General features: G+C 48.7%; 18 protein-coding genes. 16 read left to right on the top strand and 2 right to left on the bottom strand.

Annotated elements, in window-relative coordinates; genetic code table 11:
* The first annotated feature begins 206 nt into the window (after window positions 1–206).
* From EKO24_RS18325 to EKO24_RS18260, 14 genes are all read left to right on the top strand, one after another.
* Entirely contained in the window at window positions 207–794 is a 588-nt protein-coding gene (locus EKO24_RS18325; protein WP_127027442.1) for a YdbL family probable chaperone protein, read from the top strand.
* 2 nt (window positions 795–796) lie between these two features.
* On the top strand, window positions 797–2,131 hold the full coding sequence (gene rlmD / locus EKO24_RS18320; RefSeq protein WP_127027441.1) for a 23S rRNA (uracil(1939)-C(5))-methyltransferase RlmD: 1,335 nt from the start codon (window positions 797–799) through the stop codon (window positions 2,129–2,131).
* Between the two features lies 1 nt (window position 2,132).
* Complete coding sequence (locus EKO24_RS18315) at window positions 2,133–2,615, top strand: L,D-transpeptidase (RefSeq protein WP_127027440.1); 483 nt, start codon at window positions 2,133–2,135, stop codon at window positions 2,613–2,615.
* A gap of 36 nt (window positions 2,616–2,651) precedes the next feature.
* The gene (gene truA, locus EKO24_RS18310) at window positions 2,652–3,455 is read left to right on the top strand and encodes a tRNA pseudouridine(38-40) synthase TruA (RefSeq protein WP_127027439.1); all 804 of its coding nucleotides are present in this window, start codon (window positions 2,652–2,654) and stop codon (window positions 3,453–3,455) included.
* A 123-nt stretch (window positions 3,456–3,578) separates the two neighbouring features.
* Window positions 3,579–4,226 (top strand): DUF2231 domain-containing protein, encoded by a 648-nt coding sequence (locus EKO24_RS18305; protein WP_127027438.1) that lies wholly within the window; start codon window positions 3,579–3,581, stop codon window positions 4,224–4,226.
* Between the two features lie 248 nt (window positions 4,227–4,474).
* Window positions 4,475–5,107, top strand: a complete 633-nt coding sequence (locus EKO24_RS18300; protein WP_127027437.1) for a phosphoribosylanthranilate isomerase — start codon at window positions 4,475–4,477, stop codon at window positions 5,105–5,107.
* Window positions 5,104–6,306 (top strand): tryptophan synthase subunit beta, encoded by a 1,203-nt coding sequence (gene trpB / locus EKO24_RS18295; RefSeq protein WP_127027436.1) that lies wholly within the window; start codon window positions 5,104–5,106, stop codon window positions 6,304–6,306. The genes EKO24_RS18300 and trpB overlap by 4 nt, the downstream gene beginning before the upstream one ends.
* Window positions 6,303–7,106: a tryptophan synthase subunit alpha gene (gene trpA, locus EKO24_RS18290; RefSeq protein ID WP_127027435.1), complete on the top strand. Its 804-nt coding sequence runs from the start codon at window positions 6,303–6,305 to the stop codon at window positions 7,104–7,106. The genes trpB and trpA overlap by 4 nt, the downstream gene beginning before the upstream one ends.
* A 42-nt stretch (window positions 7,107–7,148) precedes the next feature.
* Window positions 7,149–8,123, top strand: coding sequence for an acetyl-CoA carboxylase, carboxyltransferase subunit beta (gene accD, locus EKO24_RS18285; RefSeq protein WP_241674669.1), 975 nt, complete (start codon window positions 7,149–7,151; stop codon window positions 8,121–8,123).
* Between the two features lie 15 nt (window positions 8,124–8,138).
* The gene (gene folC / locus EKO24_RS18280; protein ID WP_127027433.1) at window positions 8,139–9,410 is read left to right on the top strand and encodes a bifunctional tetrahydrofolate synthase/dihydrofolate synthase; all 1,272 of its coding nucleotides are present in this window, start codon (window positions 8,139–8,141) and stop codon (window positions 9,408–9,410) included.
* A 9-nt stretch (window positions 9,411–9,419) separates the two neighbouring features.
* Window positions 9,420–10,373, top strand: coding sequence for an SPOR domain-containing protein (locus EKO24_RS18275; protein WP_127027432.1), 954 nt, complete (start codon window positions 9,420–9,422; stop codon window positions 10,371–10,373).
* 16 nt (window positions 10,374–10,389) lie between these two features.
* Window positions 10,390–10,881, top strand: coding sequence for a CvpA family protein (locus tag EKO24_RS18270; RefSeq protein WP_127027431.1), 492 nt, complete (start codon window positions 10,390–10,392; stop codon window positions 10,879–10,881).
* A 43-nt stretch (window positions 10,882–10,924) separates the two neighbouring features.
* The gene (purF, locus tag EKO24_RS18265; protein WP_127027430.1) at window positions 10,925–12,433 is read left to right on the top strand and encodes an amidophosphoribosyltransferase; all 1,509 of its coding nucleotides are present in this window, start codon (window positions 10,925–10,927) and stop codon (window positions 12,431–12,433) included.
* A gap of 92 nt (window positions 12,434–12,525) precedes the next feature.
* Window positions 12,526–13,707 (top strand): O-succinylhomoserine sulfhydrylase, encoded by a 1,182-nt coding sequence (locus EKO24_RS18260; protein WP_127027429.1) that lies wholly within the window; start codon window positions 12,526–12,528, stop codon window positions 13,705–13,707.
* A 75-nt stretch (window positions 13,708–13,782) separates the two neighbouring features.
* On the opposite strand, the gene grxC is transcribed toward EKO24_RS18260, so the two are convergent.
* Entirely contained in the window at window positions 13,783–14,040 is a 258-nt protein-coding gene (grxC, locus tag EKO24_RS18255) for a glutaredoxin 3 (protein ID WP_127027428.1), read from the bottom strand.
* Window positions 14,041–14,079: 39 nt separating this feature from the next.
* On the bottom strand, window positions 14,080–14,730 hold the full coding sequence (locus tag EKO24_RS18250; RefSeq protein ID WP_127027427.1) for a class II aldolase/adducin family protein: 651 nt from the start codon (window positions 14,728–14,730) through the stop codon (window positions 14,080–14,082).
* 202 nt (window positions 14,731–14,932) lie between these two features.
* Here EKO24_RS18250 and nrdR point away from each other — a divergent pair, with 202 nt between their 5' ends.
* Window positions 14,933–15,385 (top strand): transcriptional regulator NrdR, encoded by a 453-nt coding sequence (nrdR, locus tag EKO24_RS18245; protein ID WP_127027426.1) that lies wholly within the window; start codon window positions 14,933–14,935, stop codon window positions 15,383–15,385.
* The gene (ribD, locus tag EKO24_RS18240; protein WP_127027425.1) at window positions 15,385–16,470 is read left to right on the top strand and encodes a bifunctional diaminohydroxyphosphoribosylaminopyrimidine deaminase/5-amino-6-(5-phosphoribosylamino)uracil reductase RibD; all 1,086 of its coding nucleotides are present in this window, start codon (window positions 15,385–15,387) and stop codon (window positions 16,468–16,470) included. Before nrdR ends, ribD begins: the two co-directional genes overlap by 1 nt.
* Window positions 16,471–16,478: the final 8 nt, after the last annotated feature.

Raw genomic sequence — 16,478 nt, 5'->3', positions numbered from 1 at the left:
TGAAACGTGCGGCCTAGGCGATTACGGCGTATTTTAAAATCAATTGTAACTATCAGCACATAGAAAACGGGACACGGATAGGACGGATTTACACGGATATTTAGCCCAAGCCACGTTAGATAATGCTTTTAAAATCCGTGATTATCCGTTTAATCCGTGTTCTATTCGGAATACGCCGAATAGCTACAATCAATTTAGAGAACCATATGAGAAAACTATCCTTATTTAGCGCAATAATGTTGACTGCCTGCGTCACTATCAATATTTATTTCCCCGCTGCCGCCGCTGAAAAAGCCGCGGATGAAATCATTCAAGACATACAGAAAAACACCCCGCAACAAACGGAACCCAAACCCAAGGCAAGTTTGCCTGATTGGCAGGTGAGCATGTATCAGCTAATCGATTCGGCAATCAATATGGTGGTGCCGCCGGCTCAAGCCGATCAGGCAAATCTGGCAATCGATAGTGCCGAAATCAGGCAGTTGCGCGCGGCGATGGCAGGCCGCTTTGCCAGTCTGCAACCTTTGTATACATTAGGCTATATCGGCATACAAGCGGACGGTTTGCTGGCGGTCAGGGATATTGACGACATAGCGCTTAAGGACAGGAATCAGGTCAACAAGCTGGTCGCCGCGGAAAATGCGGATCGGCAAAGTCTTTACCATGCGATTGCCAATGCCAACGGCCATCCCGAATGGGCCGCACAAATTAAATCAAGTTTTGCCGGCCGTTGGGTGAGCAATGCTCAGCCGGGCTGGTGGTATCAATCCTCTGGAAGCTGGAAACAAAAGTAAACATGGCAAGAAGAAAGAGAGTTAAAAAACCGTTACCGGAAACCCCGGTTAAAGTCGCTATAGAATCGTTGGCTCATGACGGGCGCGGCGTGGCGCACGTTGAAGGTAAGGTGATTTTTATCGATGAGGCGCTGCCGGGCGAGGAGGTGGAGTTTGTTTATACCGAAAGCCGTAAGGATTATGCGGAAGGCAAGGTCGTTAATCTGTTGAGCCGCGCCGCTGACCGCGTCGATGCGTTGTGCCCGCATTACGGTGTGTGCGGCGGTTGCAGTTTCCAGCACGTTGAATCGGCCGCGCAAATTCGCATCAAACAGGATTTGCTGATTGAGCAGTTCAAACGCATCGGTAAAACCGAAATCCCCGAACTTTGGCAACCGCTGGAAGGCCCGCATTGGGGTTATCGCAGCAAAGCGCGGATGGGCGTTAAATACGTCGAGAAGAAGAACCGGGTGCTGGTCGGTTTTAGGGAAAGACGGCATCCTTATTTGGCTGAAATTGACAGTTGCGTGGTGATGAACCCTATTGTCGGCACTAAGCTGATCGCGTTGTCGGAAATGATCGGCGGTTTGACCGTCAGGGACAAAATTCCGCAGATTGAAGTCGCTATCGGCGATCGGCAATGCGTGTTGTCGTTCCGGGTGCTGGAGCCGCCGACCGATGCCGACAAGGAACGGATGCGCGAATTCGGCCGTCAGCATGACATATCGATGTGCCTGCAATCCAAAGGTCCCGACACCATCGTGCCGCTCGACGGAGAACCGGAAGTAATTCCAACTTATGCGCTGCCGGATCAGGGCCTGGAGTTTAAATTCAAGCCGGCAATGTTTACGCAGGTGAATTACGACATTAACCGGCAAATGATTAACCGCGTGCTGGAGACCTTGGCGTTGAATGAAAACGACTCGGTGCTGGACCTGTTTTGCGGCCTGGGCAATTTTACGTTGCCGATGGCAAGATTTGCAGGCAATGTGGTCGGCGTCGAAGGCGATCAACCGTTGGTTAATCACGCGAAAGAAAACGCCCGCCATAACGGCATAGAAAACGTTGAATTTTATGCGGCCGATTTAAGCAAGGATATTAGCGGCCAGCCTTGGGCTAACCGGAAATACAACAAAATCATGCTCGATCCGTCCAGGGCCGGAGCTTCCGAAATCTTGCATCATTTTAAAAAATGGCAACCCGAGCAAATTGTTTACGTGTCGTGCAATCCGTCGACGCTGGCTCGCGATGCCGGGATTTTGGTTAACGAGCTGGGCTATAAACTGATTAAAGCAGGAGTCATGGATATGTTCCCGCAAACCGGTCACGTCGAGTCGATTGCTTTATTCAAGAAATAAAATGACGGATTATCTGGATATTTGTATCGCCACCCAGCAATTGACCGTTTATGAAGGCGGAGACAGCGTGCAATGTTACCCGGTTTCTACCGCCAGAAAAGGCGCGGGCGAACTGATGGGTAGCGAATGCACGCCGACCGGCTGGCATAAAATCAGGGCCAAGATCGGTGACGGTCAACCGTTAAATTCGGTATTTGTCGGCAGACGCGCCACGGGTGAAATTTACAGCGCCGCTTTGGGCAAGCAGCAACCGCAACGCGACTGGATATTAACGCGAATTCTGTGGCTGGGCGGCCTGGAGCCGGGCAAGAACCGTTATGGCAAAGTCGATACGACTTGGCGGTATATTTATATCCACGGCTGTCCCGATCAGTTAATGAATGGCAGTCCCGGCTCGCATGGCTGTATCCGGATGAAAAATGCCGACGTATTGGAGTTGTTTAATAGGATTAAGGTTGGGGTTAAAGTTTATATTCATGAGTAAGGTTTTAATGTTTCGCGGCGTGCCCAAGGGGACGGTATGACGCGTATCGTTTTAGGTGTCGAATACGACGGCAGCGGTTTTTCAGGCTGGCAGTGGCAAACCCATCAACGCAGCGTTCAGCAGGTGCTTGAGCAAGCTTTATCGAAAGTCGCCAACCACCCTGTTACCGTGCAATGCGCCGGCAGAACCGATACCGGCGTGCATGCCTTGGAGCAGGTCGTGCATTTTGACGCCAAAGTAGAACGCGACCCTCACTCATGGTTGCGGGGCGGTAACAGTAATCTGCCGGACGACGTCAGGATTATCTGGGTAAAGCCGGCGGTAGGGGATTTTCATGCCCGATACAGCGCGATTGCGCGTTTTTACCGCTACGTCATTCTTAACCGGGCTATCAAGTCGGCGTTACTGCGCAACCAGGCGACTTGGCGTCCCGGTCCGCTGGATGCCGATAAAATGCACCAGGCTGCGCAGTACTTGATCGGCAAGCATGATTTTTCCTCGTACAGGGCGCAAGGCTGCCAGTCCAAAAGTCCCTGCCGGGAAATGTATTTTATCGATGTTTACCGGGAAGGGGAGAAGGTCATTATCGATCTTTCCGCGAACGCTTTTTTGCACCACATGGTCAGGAATATTGCCGGCGTGTTGATGGATATCGGTGCCGGAAAACAACCGCTGGATTGGACTTGGGAACTGCTTGAGGTGAAAAGCCGGAAGTTGGGTGGTGTGACCGCGCCTCCCGACGGCTTGTATTTGGGTGCGGTTTATTATCCCGAGCATTACGGTATTGCCAAACATCCGGTGTTCGATAAATTGCCGGTTGACGCCAAGCGTCACGATTGAGCCGTACGGAGACGTTGTGAAGCGTATTTGCAATTGTTTAAATATCAAGTAGATTGTCTTTCTTATACCCAAAGGGCATATGAGCAGACAATCTACTCATTATCAATAATAGTGATGGTTAATATGAATAATTTTTTGTCTTTCCAAGTTCATGGCGGAGCCGACCACGGCGGCGGCATTGCTGACAATATTGCAAGTCTGCTGGCTTTTTTTGAAGGACTTACCGCGCATGATTCGCCGGGTATTTTCCCGAGCCTAATGCCCGGTCTTGCCAATATGGATAATATTCATCCTATGTTGGTTCATTTTCCTCTCGCGTTTTTGTCGACTTTTTGGGTTTTGGATGTGGTCGGTACTCTGGCGAAAAAGCAACAATGCCGTAATGCCGCAAGCTGGCTGCTTTATTTGGGGACTGTAGGCGCCTTGTTTACGGTGATCGCCGGTTTTATTGCGGCAAATTCCGTACCTCATGGCGAGGATGTTCATGCCATTATGGAACGGCATGAACATTTTGGGGTGTCTGTGCTTTCGTTAGCGGCATTATTGTCGGTCTGGCGTTTGAGAACCGGCGGAGTTATTCAGGGTGGAGCAAACAGTTTTTTCCTGGCGCTGGCGACGTTGCTCTGTGGGTTGATGATGCTGGGCGCCGATTTAGGCGGTTTGATGGTCTATAAGTATGGAGTGGCTGTTAAAGCCGTTCCGGTTTCGGCTGTTGAAATTCATGAACATGAACACGATCATGAACATGCTCATTCGCACTCGCATGAATAAATAGTTTTTTACTAAACGTAATTTGTCGATGTGCATAATGAAGATGCTGATTTTAAGAAAAAGCGGCAAATATTTTGAGCTTGAGTTGTGAGTCAAGTCTTGCTTGATTTTCAATGTCATAGCGAAAAAGGCCGATTTTACGTCGGCCTTTTTTATTGATGAGCTTGTTAATTACAGACAAATTAGAGTGCCGTTTTATGTTATTCTAGGCGGCTAGCTTTTTTTGGTTAAATTTCTAATATCACTTTATGCGAACTCGCGTTAAAATTTGCGGCTTTACCCGTGTTGAAGATGCTGTTTACGCAGCCCAGCTAGGGGTGGATGCAATCGGGTTGGTGTTTTATCCGCCCAGCCCAAGAAACGTTGATATTGATCACGCGGTTAAGATTGTTAATGCGCTGCCGGCGTTTGTTTCGGTCGTTGCTTTGTTTGTTGACGAACAGGACTCGCGAATACGCGAGGTTTTGGAACAGGTGCCTATCGATTGTCTTCAGTTTCATGGCGATGAACCCGCTGAAGCGTGCAGACTTTATGGTAAACGTTATATGAAAGCGGTCAGGATGCAGGATGGCATCGACATTCCAAGCCTGGCCCGGCAATATCATGATGCGGCTGGGTTGCTGCTGGATGCGTATCATCCGGGAGCGAAAGGCGGGACAGGCAGCCGATTCGATTGGAACAGGATTCCTGAGCATTGTGAGCTACCCATCATACTGGCGGGCGGTTTAGATGAAAATAACGCCAGACAGGCGGTACAGGCGGTAAAACCTTATGCATTGGACGTTAGTAGCGGTGTAGAAGCGGAAAAAGGTGTAAAGGATGCGCTAAAGATGGCAGCATTCGTACGTGAAGTTAATGAGGGTAACAGAATAATAATATGACAGAAAAATATAATATGCCCGATGAGCGGGGGCACTTCGGCCCTTATGGCGGAATGTTCGTCGCAGAAACATTGATCCCGCCGATTCAGGAGTTGAATGCCGCTTATCAGCAGTATCTAAACGATCCTGAGTTTATAGCCGAATTGGATGCCGATTTACAGCATTACGTAGGCCGGCCTTCGCCTTTATATCATGCCGAACGCTGGAGCCGCGAGCTGGGCGGTGCGCAAATTTATTTGAAGCGCGAAGACTTGAACCATACCGGCGCTCATAAAATCAACAATACGATTGGGCAGGCTTTATTGGCCAAACGCATGGGCAAGACCCGTATTATTGCTGAAACCGGCGCCGGCCAACATGGCGTTGCGACAGCTACCGTTGCTGCGCGATTGGGGTTGGAATGCGTGGTTTACATGGGCGCGGTCGATGTTGCGAGACAATCTTTAAACGTTTATCGAATGAAATTGCTCGGCGCAAAAGTTGTTGCTGTTGAATCCGGCTCAAAAACCCTAAAAGACGCATTGAACGAAGCGCTCAGGGATTGGGTAACCAACGTCGATAATACTTTTTATATTATCGGCACCGTCGCAGGCCCGCATCCTTATCCAGCGATGGTTAGGGATTTTCAAGCCATCATCGGCCGCGAAGCAAGACAGCAATGTCTGGACCAAGCCGGACGCTTGCCCGATGCGTTGGTCGCCTGTGTCGGCGGTGGATCGAATGCAATCGGTTTGTTTTACCCTTTTATTGACGACCGTTCGGTAAAAATGATCGGCGTTGAAGCAGCCGGCGACGGCATCGAAACAGGCCGTCATTCCGCGCCTTTATGCGCAGGCCGTCCGGGCGTTCTGCACGGTAACCGCACTTATCTGATGGAAGATGACGACGGTGAAATCATCGAAACGCATTCGATTTCGGCAGGCCTGGATTATCCGGGCGTTGGCCCTGAGCATGCATGGCTGAAAGATACCGGCAGGGCTCAGTATGTCAATATTACCGACAACGAGGCTTTGGAAGGTTTTCACTCATTGACTCGGATGGAAGGTATTATTCCTGCTTTGGAATCGAGTCACGCGATGGCTTACACGATGAAGCTCGCACCAACCATGAGCAAAGATGACATTATTATTGCCTGTCTGTCCGGCCGCGGCGATAAAGACATGCAAACCATGGCGCAACGCGAGGGGATAGCACTGTGAGTCGATTAGCCGCTACATTTGAACAACTATCTAAAACAGGCCGCAAGGCGCTAATTCCATTTGTTTCTGCCGGCGATCCAAGACCCGATTTCACCTTGCCGTTGATGCATGCAATGGTTGAGGCAGGTGCCGATGTGATTGAGCTGGGTGTGCCGTTTTCCGATCCAATGGCCGACGGCCCGGTCATTCAACGTGCCAGCGAGCGCGCCTTGGCCCATAAAATGAGCTTAAGACGCACATTGGCTCTCGCATTGGAATTCAGGAGAACTAATCAACATACGCCGGTGGTGCTAATGGGGTACGTCAACCCTATTGAAGCCATGGGCTATGAAGATTTTGCGAATGCCGCACAACGAGCCGAGATTGACGGTGTTTTAACCGTTGACCTGCCTCCAGAAGAAGCCGAAGAATGCGCCGCATTGCTAAAGGCTCGCGACATTGATCCGATTTTCCTGTTGGCGCCCAACAGTAGCGAAGAGCGTATCAAGAAAATGGACGCGGTCGGCAGTGGTTATCTTTACTATGTCTCGTTGAAAGGCGTCACTGGCGCCGGGCATTTGGATATTGCCGATGTTGAAGCAAAGCTCAATCAAATCAGGGCGAATACGCGCTTGCCCGTTGCTATCGGCTTTGGCGTTAAAGACGCGCAGACTGCAAAAACAATTGCACATTTAGGCGACGGCGCGGTAATCGGCAGCGCCTTGATCAGCAAGATCGAAGCCAATCTGGATGATCCTGAACGCGCAAAAAATGAGATAGTCGAATTATTAAAAGCTATGCGCGAAGCAATGGATAGCTGATAAGAGCCGGGGTTAAAATACGATGATGAAATACAACGGGGCATACGAATGAGTTGGTTTGAGAAGTTAATCCCTTTAACAATTAGAACCGAAGGGTCCAAGAAAAATACTGTACCCGAAGGATTGTGGAACAAGTGCCCTAGCTGTAATGCAATCCTTTACAACACGGAACTGGAAAGAAACTTCAGCGTTTGTCCGAAATGTGAGCATCACCTGCGCATTTCAGCCAGAACAAGGTTGAACATGTTCCTGGATGAGGGCAATCATGAAGAGATAGGTAAAAATGTTAAGCCTGTCGACCCGCTAAGGTTCAAGGATAGTAAAAAATATAAGGACCGGATTTCCCAAGCGCAAAAACAGAGCAAAGAAAACGATGCGCTGGTTGTAATCAAAGGCCAGCTAAAAGGCCGCGATATCGTTGCGGCAGCTTTTGATTTTGGCTTCATGGGCGGATCGATGGGCTCGGTGGTTGGCGAAAAATTTGTTCGCGGCGTCAACAAGAGCCTCGAACTGGGCGTGCCTTTTATCGTGTTTACGGCCAGCGGCGGCGCGCGCATGCAGGAATCGCTGTTTTCGTTGTTCCAGATGGCAAAAACCAGTGCCGCATTAACCAAGTTATCCGAAGTCGGCATTCCGTACATTTCATTCATGACCGATCCGACCATGGGCGGCGTTTCGGCCAGTTTGGCCATGTTGGGCGACATCAATGTTGCCGAACCCAATGCGTTGATAGGTTTTGCAGGACCTCGTGTCATAGAGCAAACCGTCCGGGAAAAATTGCCGGAAGGTTTTCAGCGTAGCGAGTTTCTACAGGAGCATGGCGCTATCGACATGATTATCGACAGACGCGAGATGCGCGACAAAATAGCCAGCATTTTAGCTTTGTTGATGGCCAATAAAGCATCGTCTGTACAATCTTCCGATGTTGAACAGGAAGTTAGCGCGGTTGTTGAAGAAACAGCGATTGTAGACATTGAAGCGAATGATGCCGAACATCACTCGGATTCGGAAGACTGATTTTAATATCGGTTAATGACAGGTTTTGATTCGCTACAGGACTGGCTGAAGTGGCAGGAAAGCTCACACCCCTTACTGATTGATTTAGGTTTAGAGCGGGCGGCGCAGGTTTTTCATGCGCTTAACCCCGATTATGTAAAACCGCCAACGATTACTGTTGCCGGAACCAATGGCAAAGGCTCGACTATTGCTTATCTTGAGTCGATTTATACGGCGCAAGGTTATCGGGTAGGCGCTTATACCTCGCCGCATATTCTGAAATATAATGAAAGAATAAAAATAAACGGCAAACCGGTATCCGATGACGAAATCTGCAAAGCGTTCACAAGAATAGAGTCGGTACGCGGCAATACTTCATTAAGCTATTTTGAATTCGGCACATTGGCCGCGCTGGATATATTCCGGCGTGCCGATGTTGATGTTCAATTGCTTGAAGTGGGCTTAGGCGGGCGGCTTGATGCAGTCAATATTATCGATCCCGATGCGGCAATAATCACCAGTATCAGCATTGATCACATTGAATGGCTGGGCGGCACGCGGGAAGCCATAGGACGCGAAAAAGCCGGTATTTTCCGGGCCGCAACGCCCGCTATCATAGGCGATCCGGAACCTCCGCAATCGTTAATACAAAGCGCTGTTGAGCGGCATGCTTTGTTGTATCGTATCGGCAAGGATTTCGGTTATAAAAAGCATTCGACAGGATGGGATTGGTTTTTTAGCGATCGACAAATATTACAATTACCGGAACCGGGATTAAAAGGGGAGCATCAATATCGCAATGCATCCTCCGTCATTTTAGCCGTGACCCAGATGGCTGAAACCTTGCCGGTAACTGAGGCATCGATTAAGCAAGGGTTGAAAAGTGTCCATTTAGCGGGGCGCTTTCAACTGATCGACGGTGAGGTTCCAGTGCTGCTCGACGTGGGGCATAATCCGCAAGCAGTCAGAACGCTGGCCGATTACATAACAACTGTCTTTCCGGGCAGACGTATTCATGCCGTCTTTTCAATGATGAAAGACAAGGACATTGCCGGCGTCCTTGAAATTATGAATCATGTGGTTTATGACTGGTTTTTTGCACCGTTGGCAAATCCTAGAGCGGCATCGGAATCCGTTATGCGTGAAATTTTTTCACAAAGTTCGGTAACCAATGTCGCTTTTGGTTTTAACAGCTTTAACGAAGCATTCTCTGCTGCGAAAAAACAGTCGCGGGAAGGCGACCTGTTGCTGGTTTTTGGATCTTTTTTTTTAGTATCTGAGTGCTTGGTTGAATTTGAGAATAAGTGAGTAGACGAAATGGATCATGAATTAAAACAACGTTTAATTGGTGCCGTCGTTGTTACGGCACTATGTGCTATTTTTATCCCGATGCTGTTCGATGATCCTGTTGATAATAGTGGTCAGTTAGTCAGTGAGTTAAATATCCCGGCTCCGACTGGAACTGGCGCAACCAATACAGCCAATAAATTACCAACCAGTGCCGACCAGGTTGCAAAACTGCCCGATCCGGAACCGTTATCGGCTGAAACTTCCGGCGATACGATTGAAAGTACCGGAGCAGCAGAAGAAATTATCGATGAACCTGTAGCGGGTCGTCAGTCGAAATCAGGGCAATCCGAAGAATCTTTGTATACTGAATCCGAGGGCTATACCAAAGAAGATGGCAATGTGGAAGAAGTCGCCGACCCTGAAGAAGTTCGCCCCAAGTCTCGTCCGCGGCAAGTTCCTGTTGATCAATCTTTATCGGCAGAGGTTGCGGATGCCGCTCGCAAAAATATAGTTCCGAAAGTACCTGTTAGAGAACCTAACGTAGAAGTTATAACGAAAGAACCTGCAAAGGTTAAAAAGATTGTTGAAACAGTAAAGCCGGTAATTGTAAAAAAAGAGCCGGTAATTGATGAGCGTGGCGCTACTACCTTTACCGCAGCCCCTCCTAAACAACCTAATAGTGCAAAGAGTCTGGCCGCCGCTGTAGCGGAAGCTAAAAAACCGTCGGCTGAGCCAAAAGCGAATCCAAAAATGGTGCGTTGGTATATTCAGCTAGGCAGTTTTAGCAAGAAAGAAAATGCGATGTCTCTTTGGGAGAGCTTGCATGAACAGGGAGTGCCTGCCTCATTGGATACCGTTCAAACAGATAAAGGCGTTTCATACCGGTTGCGGGTAGGTCCTGAGCTTGATGGAAAAAAGGCCGCCGCAATGAAGTCAAGACTGGATAAACAAAACATCAAGGCAATCCTGATGTCCGAGTGATGCGTTTAATGACGGCATGATCTGGATAGATTTTACTTTTATTGGGCTTATTTTTGTTTTCTTTGTGACCGGGCTATTGCGCGGATTTGCCAAGGAAGTTTTTTCACTAGCATTCTGGATACTGGCAGTCTGGGTAAGCTTGATGTTTAGTCGCAGTTTTTCCGTCTTTTGGGAACCGGCTATCAAAAATCAGCTGGTCCGGATTGTGGCTTCTTTTATGGCTTTATTTGCAATTACGCTGAGTCTTGGCGGTTTAATCGGTTTTCTGGTCAGCTTAGTGACGAAGAAAACCGAGTTGACCTTTATGGATCGTTTTTGGGGTATGGTGTTAGGCATTTTTCGCGGCATGGTTGTTGTTACCGTCATTGTCATCGTTGCGGGCCTAACGCCGTTACCCAAAGATTCCTGGTGGAAAGATTCAACATTGATTCCACCTTTTCAGATGTCCGCAGTATGGCTGCGAGACCATTTTTCGCCAGGTTTGGCGGAATACATCAGTTATCGTTAATTCCTTTCGCTAATTTTTATAAAACAATGCAGGTTAAAAAATAATGTGTGGTATTGCTGCTATCGTTTCACATCAAACTGTTAATCAAGAGTTATACGACGCTCTGACAGTTTTGCAACATAGAGGTCAGGATGCCGCCGGCATCGTGACTTGCGAGGCCGGGCGCTTACATTTAAGGAAAGAGAACGGTTTGGCCCGTGATGTTTTCACCAATGCCCAGATGTTGAGACTGAAAGGCAACATGGGTATTGCTCATGTACGTTATCCGACAGCCGGCTGCACCAGCTCCGCAGAAGCGCAGCCTTTTTACGTAAACTCTCCTTTTGGCTTGACGCTTGCTCATAACGGCAATTTAACGAATACCGAAGAGTTGAAAAAAGCCCTATTTGTAGAAGATCAGCGTCATATCAACACCGATTCCGACTCCGAAGTTTTGCTGAATGTATTTGCTCACGAATTGCAGACTTTCGGTAAATTGGATTTAAGCGTGGACGATGTTTTTCAGGCGGTATCGGGCGTGCATCGCCGTTGCCGCGGGGCTTATGCGGTTGTGATTATGATTGCAGGGTTCGGGGTTTTGGGGTTCAGGGACCCTCATGGTATTCGACCTATCGTATTCGGCGAAAGAAAATCCGACCAAGGCTCGGAGTTTATGATCGCATCCGAAAGTGTGGCTCTGGATGTATTGGGCTTTGATCTGATTAGAGACATAGAACCTGGCGAAGCGGTATTTATTGAAGAATCGGGCGTATTGCACACCAAACAATGCGCAGAAAGAATCGATCATTGTCCATGCATTTTTGAATATGTTTATTTTGCGCGCCCGGATTCCATTATTGATAATATTTCGGTTTACAAAGCCCGCCTGCGTATGGGTGAAAAATTAGCCAAAAAAGTTCAGCGAGACTGGCCCGATCATGACATCGATGTGGTTATCCCTATTCCCGATACCAGCAGGACAGCGGCTTTGCAGATGGCAAACCTGCTGGGCGTAAAGTACCGTGAAGGTTTTATAAAAAACCGTTACATCGGCCGGACGTTTATCATGCCGGGCCAAAAAATGCGGGAAAAGTCTGTCAAGCAAAAGTTAAATGCGATCGGTCTTGAATTTGAAGGCAAGAATGTATTACTGGTTGATGATTCAATCGTCAGGGGTACAACATCCGAGCAGATTATCCAAATGGCACGGGATGCGGGCGCTAAAAAAGTATACTTTGCTTCTGCCGCGCCTCCGGTCCGTTACCCGAACGTTTACGGCATTGACATGCCGGCCGCTCACGAACTGATTGCCCATGACCGCACAGAAGAGGAGGTGTGCGAGGCAATAGGCGCGGACCGGGTAATTTATCAGGAATTGAATGACCTGATCGATGCGGTTCGCAAAGGTAACCTGGATATCGGACATTTCGACACGTCTTGCTTTAGTAAAGAATATATTACCGGCGATATTGACGACGCCTATCTGGAGCGTATTGAAGCTTTACGTAATGACAGTGCGCAAGCGCAAAGAAACTCGGAAAATTTCATTATCGAAATGCAAAATGTTGATTGAGAATCGAGGTTCAAAAGTAAAGGCACAAGGTATAAGAGATACACTTGTTAAATTACGTTCGTTTTACTAGCAAACAAAGACGTTAAAAATAAATGAAAGACATTGATTGGAACAACTACTCTCTGGAAACTCAAGCGATAAGAGTCGGGCATCGGCGTACTCATGAAGATGAGCACAGCATCCCGATTTTTGCAACCTCCAGTTACGTGTTCAAGAGCGCTGAAGAAGCCGCTTTGCGCTTTAGCGGACAAAAACCGGGCAATATTTATTCCCGCTTTAATAACCCGACGGTCACCGCTTTTCAAGACCGTTTGGCGTTAATGGAAAAAGGCGAGCGCTGTCTGGCATTTTCGTCCGGCATGGCTGCCATTATGGCGGTCGGCATGGGTTTGCTTAAGGCCGGCGATCATGTGGTTTGTTCGCGCGGCGTATTCGGCAATACGGTATTGATGTTCCAAAATTATTTCGGCAAATTCGGGGTTGAAACCGATTTCGTCGATTTGATCGATACGGCTGCTTGGGAAGCCGCGATCAAACCGAATACCCGTTTTTTGTTTTTGGAAACGCCGTCCAATCCCTTAACCGAAATTGCCGATATTTCGGTGCTTGCGGACATCGCTCATAAACACGGCTGCTTGTTGATCGTTGACAACTGCTTTTGTACGCCGGTACTGCAAAAGCCTCTGGAACTCGGTGCGGATATTGTCGTCCATTCGGCAACTAAATATATAGACGGGCAGGGGCGTTGCGTCGGCGGCGCGGTCGTTGCGAATGAAGAAATTATAGAAAAACATATATATCCTTATCTGCGCACCGGCGGCTCGACTATGAGCCCGTTTAATGCTTGGGTATTTTTGTCCGGCCTGGAGACGCTGGCGGTCAGGATGAAAGCGCATTGCGAAAACGCCTTCGAACTGGCTCTTTGGCTGGAACAGCAACCCGGCGTCGCCAAGGTGCATTATCCGGGCTTGCCGTCGCATGCGCAGCACGAACTGGCCAAGCGCCAGCAAAACTATTTCGGCGGTATCGTCAGTTTCGAATTGACCGGCGGCAAAGAGCACGCCTGGAAACTGATCGACGCGACCGAAATGTTGTCGATTACCGCAAACTTGGGCGATGTCAAAACCACTATCACCCATCCGGCAACCACCACGCATGGCCGCTTGACGCCGGAAGTCAGGGCCGCAGCCGGTATTAAGGACGGTCTAGTCAGGGTTTCTGTCGGTTTGGAAAATATTGACGATATTAAAAAGGATATTTCAAGAGGTTTGTGATAATTGCATAAAGAGGCCGCAGAGAGCTTGAAAAAAATAAGTTTCAGGCTCTTTGCGGTGACAGTGTGCGGCAGTCTATGCGGCCGCTAACAAATCATCCAGTTTCATTTGTTGTTCCAGCGCATATAAGTCGTCGTAGCCGCCTACGTGATAATCACCGATATAGATCTGCGGAACCGTCCGGCGCTTTGTTTTACGCATCATTTCTTCTCTTAAGCCGGGGTTGGCGTCTACGTTGATTTCTTTATAATGAGCGCCTTTTTTGTCGAGCAGGCGCTTGGCCATAATGCAATAAGGACAAATGTTCGTCGTGTAAATTAGTATTTCGGGCATATTTATTTAAGAGTTGCTAATGAATAAATGCGCGGCATTTTATCGGTTAATACCTTGCTGTTCAACGCCGATAGCCAACGACAAATATTTGATCAGTTCCCAGGCGGCCTCGCGCATGTTTTTGCCAAAAGCCACCACTCCGTCTTCATGTCCGAGCATGGTAAACAGCGAAGTTTGCATGAGTTTGCCGGATTGGAATAAGTGCTCGACAGCCGCCGCCATTTCAACCGTACCGTAAGGTACGTCAGCCTTAGTGTGCGGTAGACCAAGCGACCCGGTATGCTTCCATATTTCAGGGCTATGGGCATGAATGACTGTCTGGATAGACATGTCCTGGGCGTAAATACTGGCGTGGGTCAGCGATTCCGAAGAAGGTTTGCAAAGTCCGCAGGATTCAAGCCGGTTTTGATGCGGGTCGGCCTTGACGATAAGGCAATAATGCTCCGGGTTAAGCTGTTCGATATGTCCGGTTTGAGTTCCGCTGATAACAAATTGCGAGCTATCGGGAGCGAGTCTTTGGCTGATATTGCCGAAACCAATGTTATCGTATCGTTCGGGGATTTGACCGATCAGACCGAGGCGGACGGCAATCGTGCGCCAAGCATTAATTTCTGTTAATGATAAAAGGTGACTGATCGGCTGTTGCGTATGATGTAGTTGGTACTTTATGACACCTTCTTGTTCTTTCATTTGCTAAAGTCTTAAGCGGTATATTTTAGGTGGCTACAGTATAGTTTAGAAAAATAAAATACAGATAAAATGCGGAGTGTTATAAAATTAACGGTTATCAAAATTGAAGGCTGATTTTGCCGCAGCTGCTTCCCGGCAGTAAGCGGTATTTCCTCCATCCTTGGATGGTCGGCGTTAAACAAAAAAAAACAGTGGCTTAACTATGCGATGTCCGTTTTGTGGGGCGCAAGATACGCGGGTTCTTGATTCCAGATTGGCGAATGAAGGCGACCAGGTTCGCCGTCGACGCGAATGCAGCGCCTGTAAAGAACGATTTACTACCCATGAGGTGGCAGAGTTGTCGCTGCCCCGCATCATTAAGCGTAACGGCATAAGTGAGCCTTTTGAGGAAAATAAACTGCGTTCCGGTATGCTCAGAGCCTTAGAAAAACGTCCGGTAGGCAGTGACGATATTGAAGCGGCGATCAACCGGATAAAAAAGGATTTGCGGGCACTCGGCGAGCGGGAAATATCCGCTCAGGAATTAGGCGAAAAAGTCATGAAAGAATTAAGCTCATTGGATCATGTGGCTTTCGTGCGTTTTGCGTCGGTGTATCGCAGTTTTCAGGATGTCAGTGAATTCACCGATATGATTGAAGATTTACAAAAGAAATAATGCCGGTGCCTCGCGATACTTTTTATATGGCAAGAGCCATTAACCTGGCTAAAAAAGGCCGCTATACGACCGATCCGAACCCTCGCGTGGGCTGCGTTTTAGTCAGGGATGATCTGATAATCGGCGAAGGCTGGCATGTTAAAGCCGGTCAGGGCCACGCCGAAGTTGAGGCGTTAAAAAATGTCGCGGACGCCAACGGCGCAACCGCTTACGTTACGCTGGAGCCTTGCAGCCATCACGGCAGAACGCCTCCCTGTTGCGACGCATTGATCAAAGCCGGAGTCGGCCGGGTTGTTGCGGCAATGCAGGACCCGAATCCTTTAGTAGCCGGGCGCGGCCTGGAAAAACTCAAAGCCGCCGGGATTGAAGTCTACTGCGGCGTATTGCAGGAAGACGCGCAGGCGTTAAACCGCGGCTTTATCAAACGGATGACTGTCAACCGCCCGTTTGTGCGCAGCAAGTTGGCGATGAGCCTGGACGGACGCACCGCGATGGCTTCGGGAGAAAGTCAATGGATTACCTCGGCAGAAGCCAGGGCCGATGTGCATCGATTAAGAGCGGAAAGCTCGGCAATTTTAACGGGCATTAATACGGTCTTGGCCGACGATCCGTCATTAAATGCCCGTATCGATGAAGATATTGAACAACCGGTCAGGGTCGTGCTGGATACGCACCTGAATATGCCGGTTACGGCCCAAATGGTTAAATTACCGGGGCGTAGCTTGGTTTTGACTGGCTCGCAAGATCAACAAAGACAAAGCGCGTTACAACAAGCGGGCTTTGAAGTTCATCAACTGCCTTGCAAAAATGGTCGATTGGATTTACATGCGGTCATGGCTTGTTTAGCGGAACAGCAAATCAACGAGCTTCTGGTTGAAGCCGGTCCCGTACTTAACGGCGCGTTACTGGCGGAAGGATTGATCGACGAATATGTGATCTACATGGCTCCTTGTGTTTTGGGCGACCAGGGACGCGGGTTGTTTAACCTGCCGGGTTTAGAAAAAATGGCCGATAAAAAGCAGTTAAAACTGCGCGACGTCAGACAAGTCGGGCAAGATTTAAGACTAACTTATATACCGCTGTAGGAGCGAGA

The organism is Candidatus Methylobacter oryzae, from assembly GCF_003994235.2.
GTDB classification, from domain to species: domain Bacteria; phylum Pseudomonadota; class Gammaproteobacteria; order Methylococcales; family Methylomonadaceae; genus Methylobacter_A; species Methylobacter_A oryzae.
Note: the sequence above shows the minus strand (reverse complement) of the source record. Positions and strands in the feature narration are given on the sequence as shown.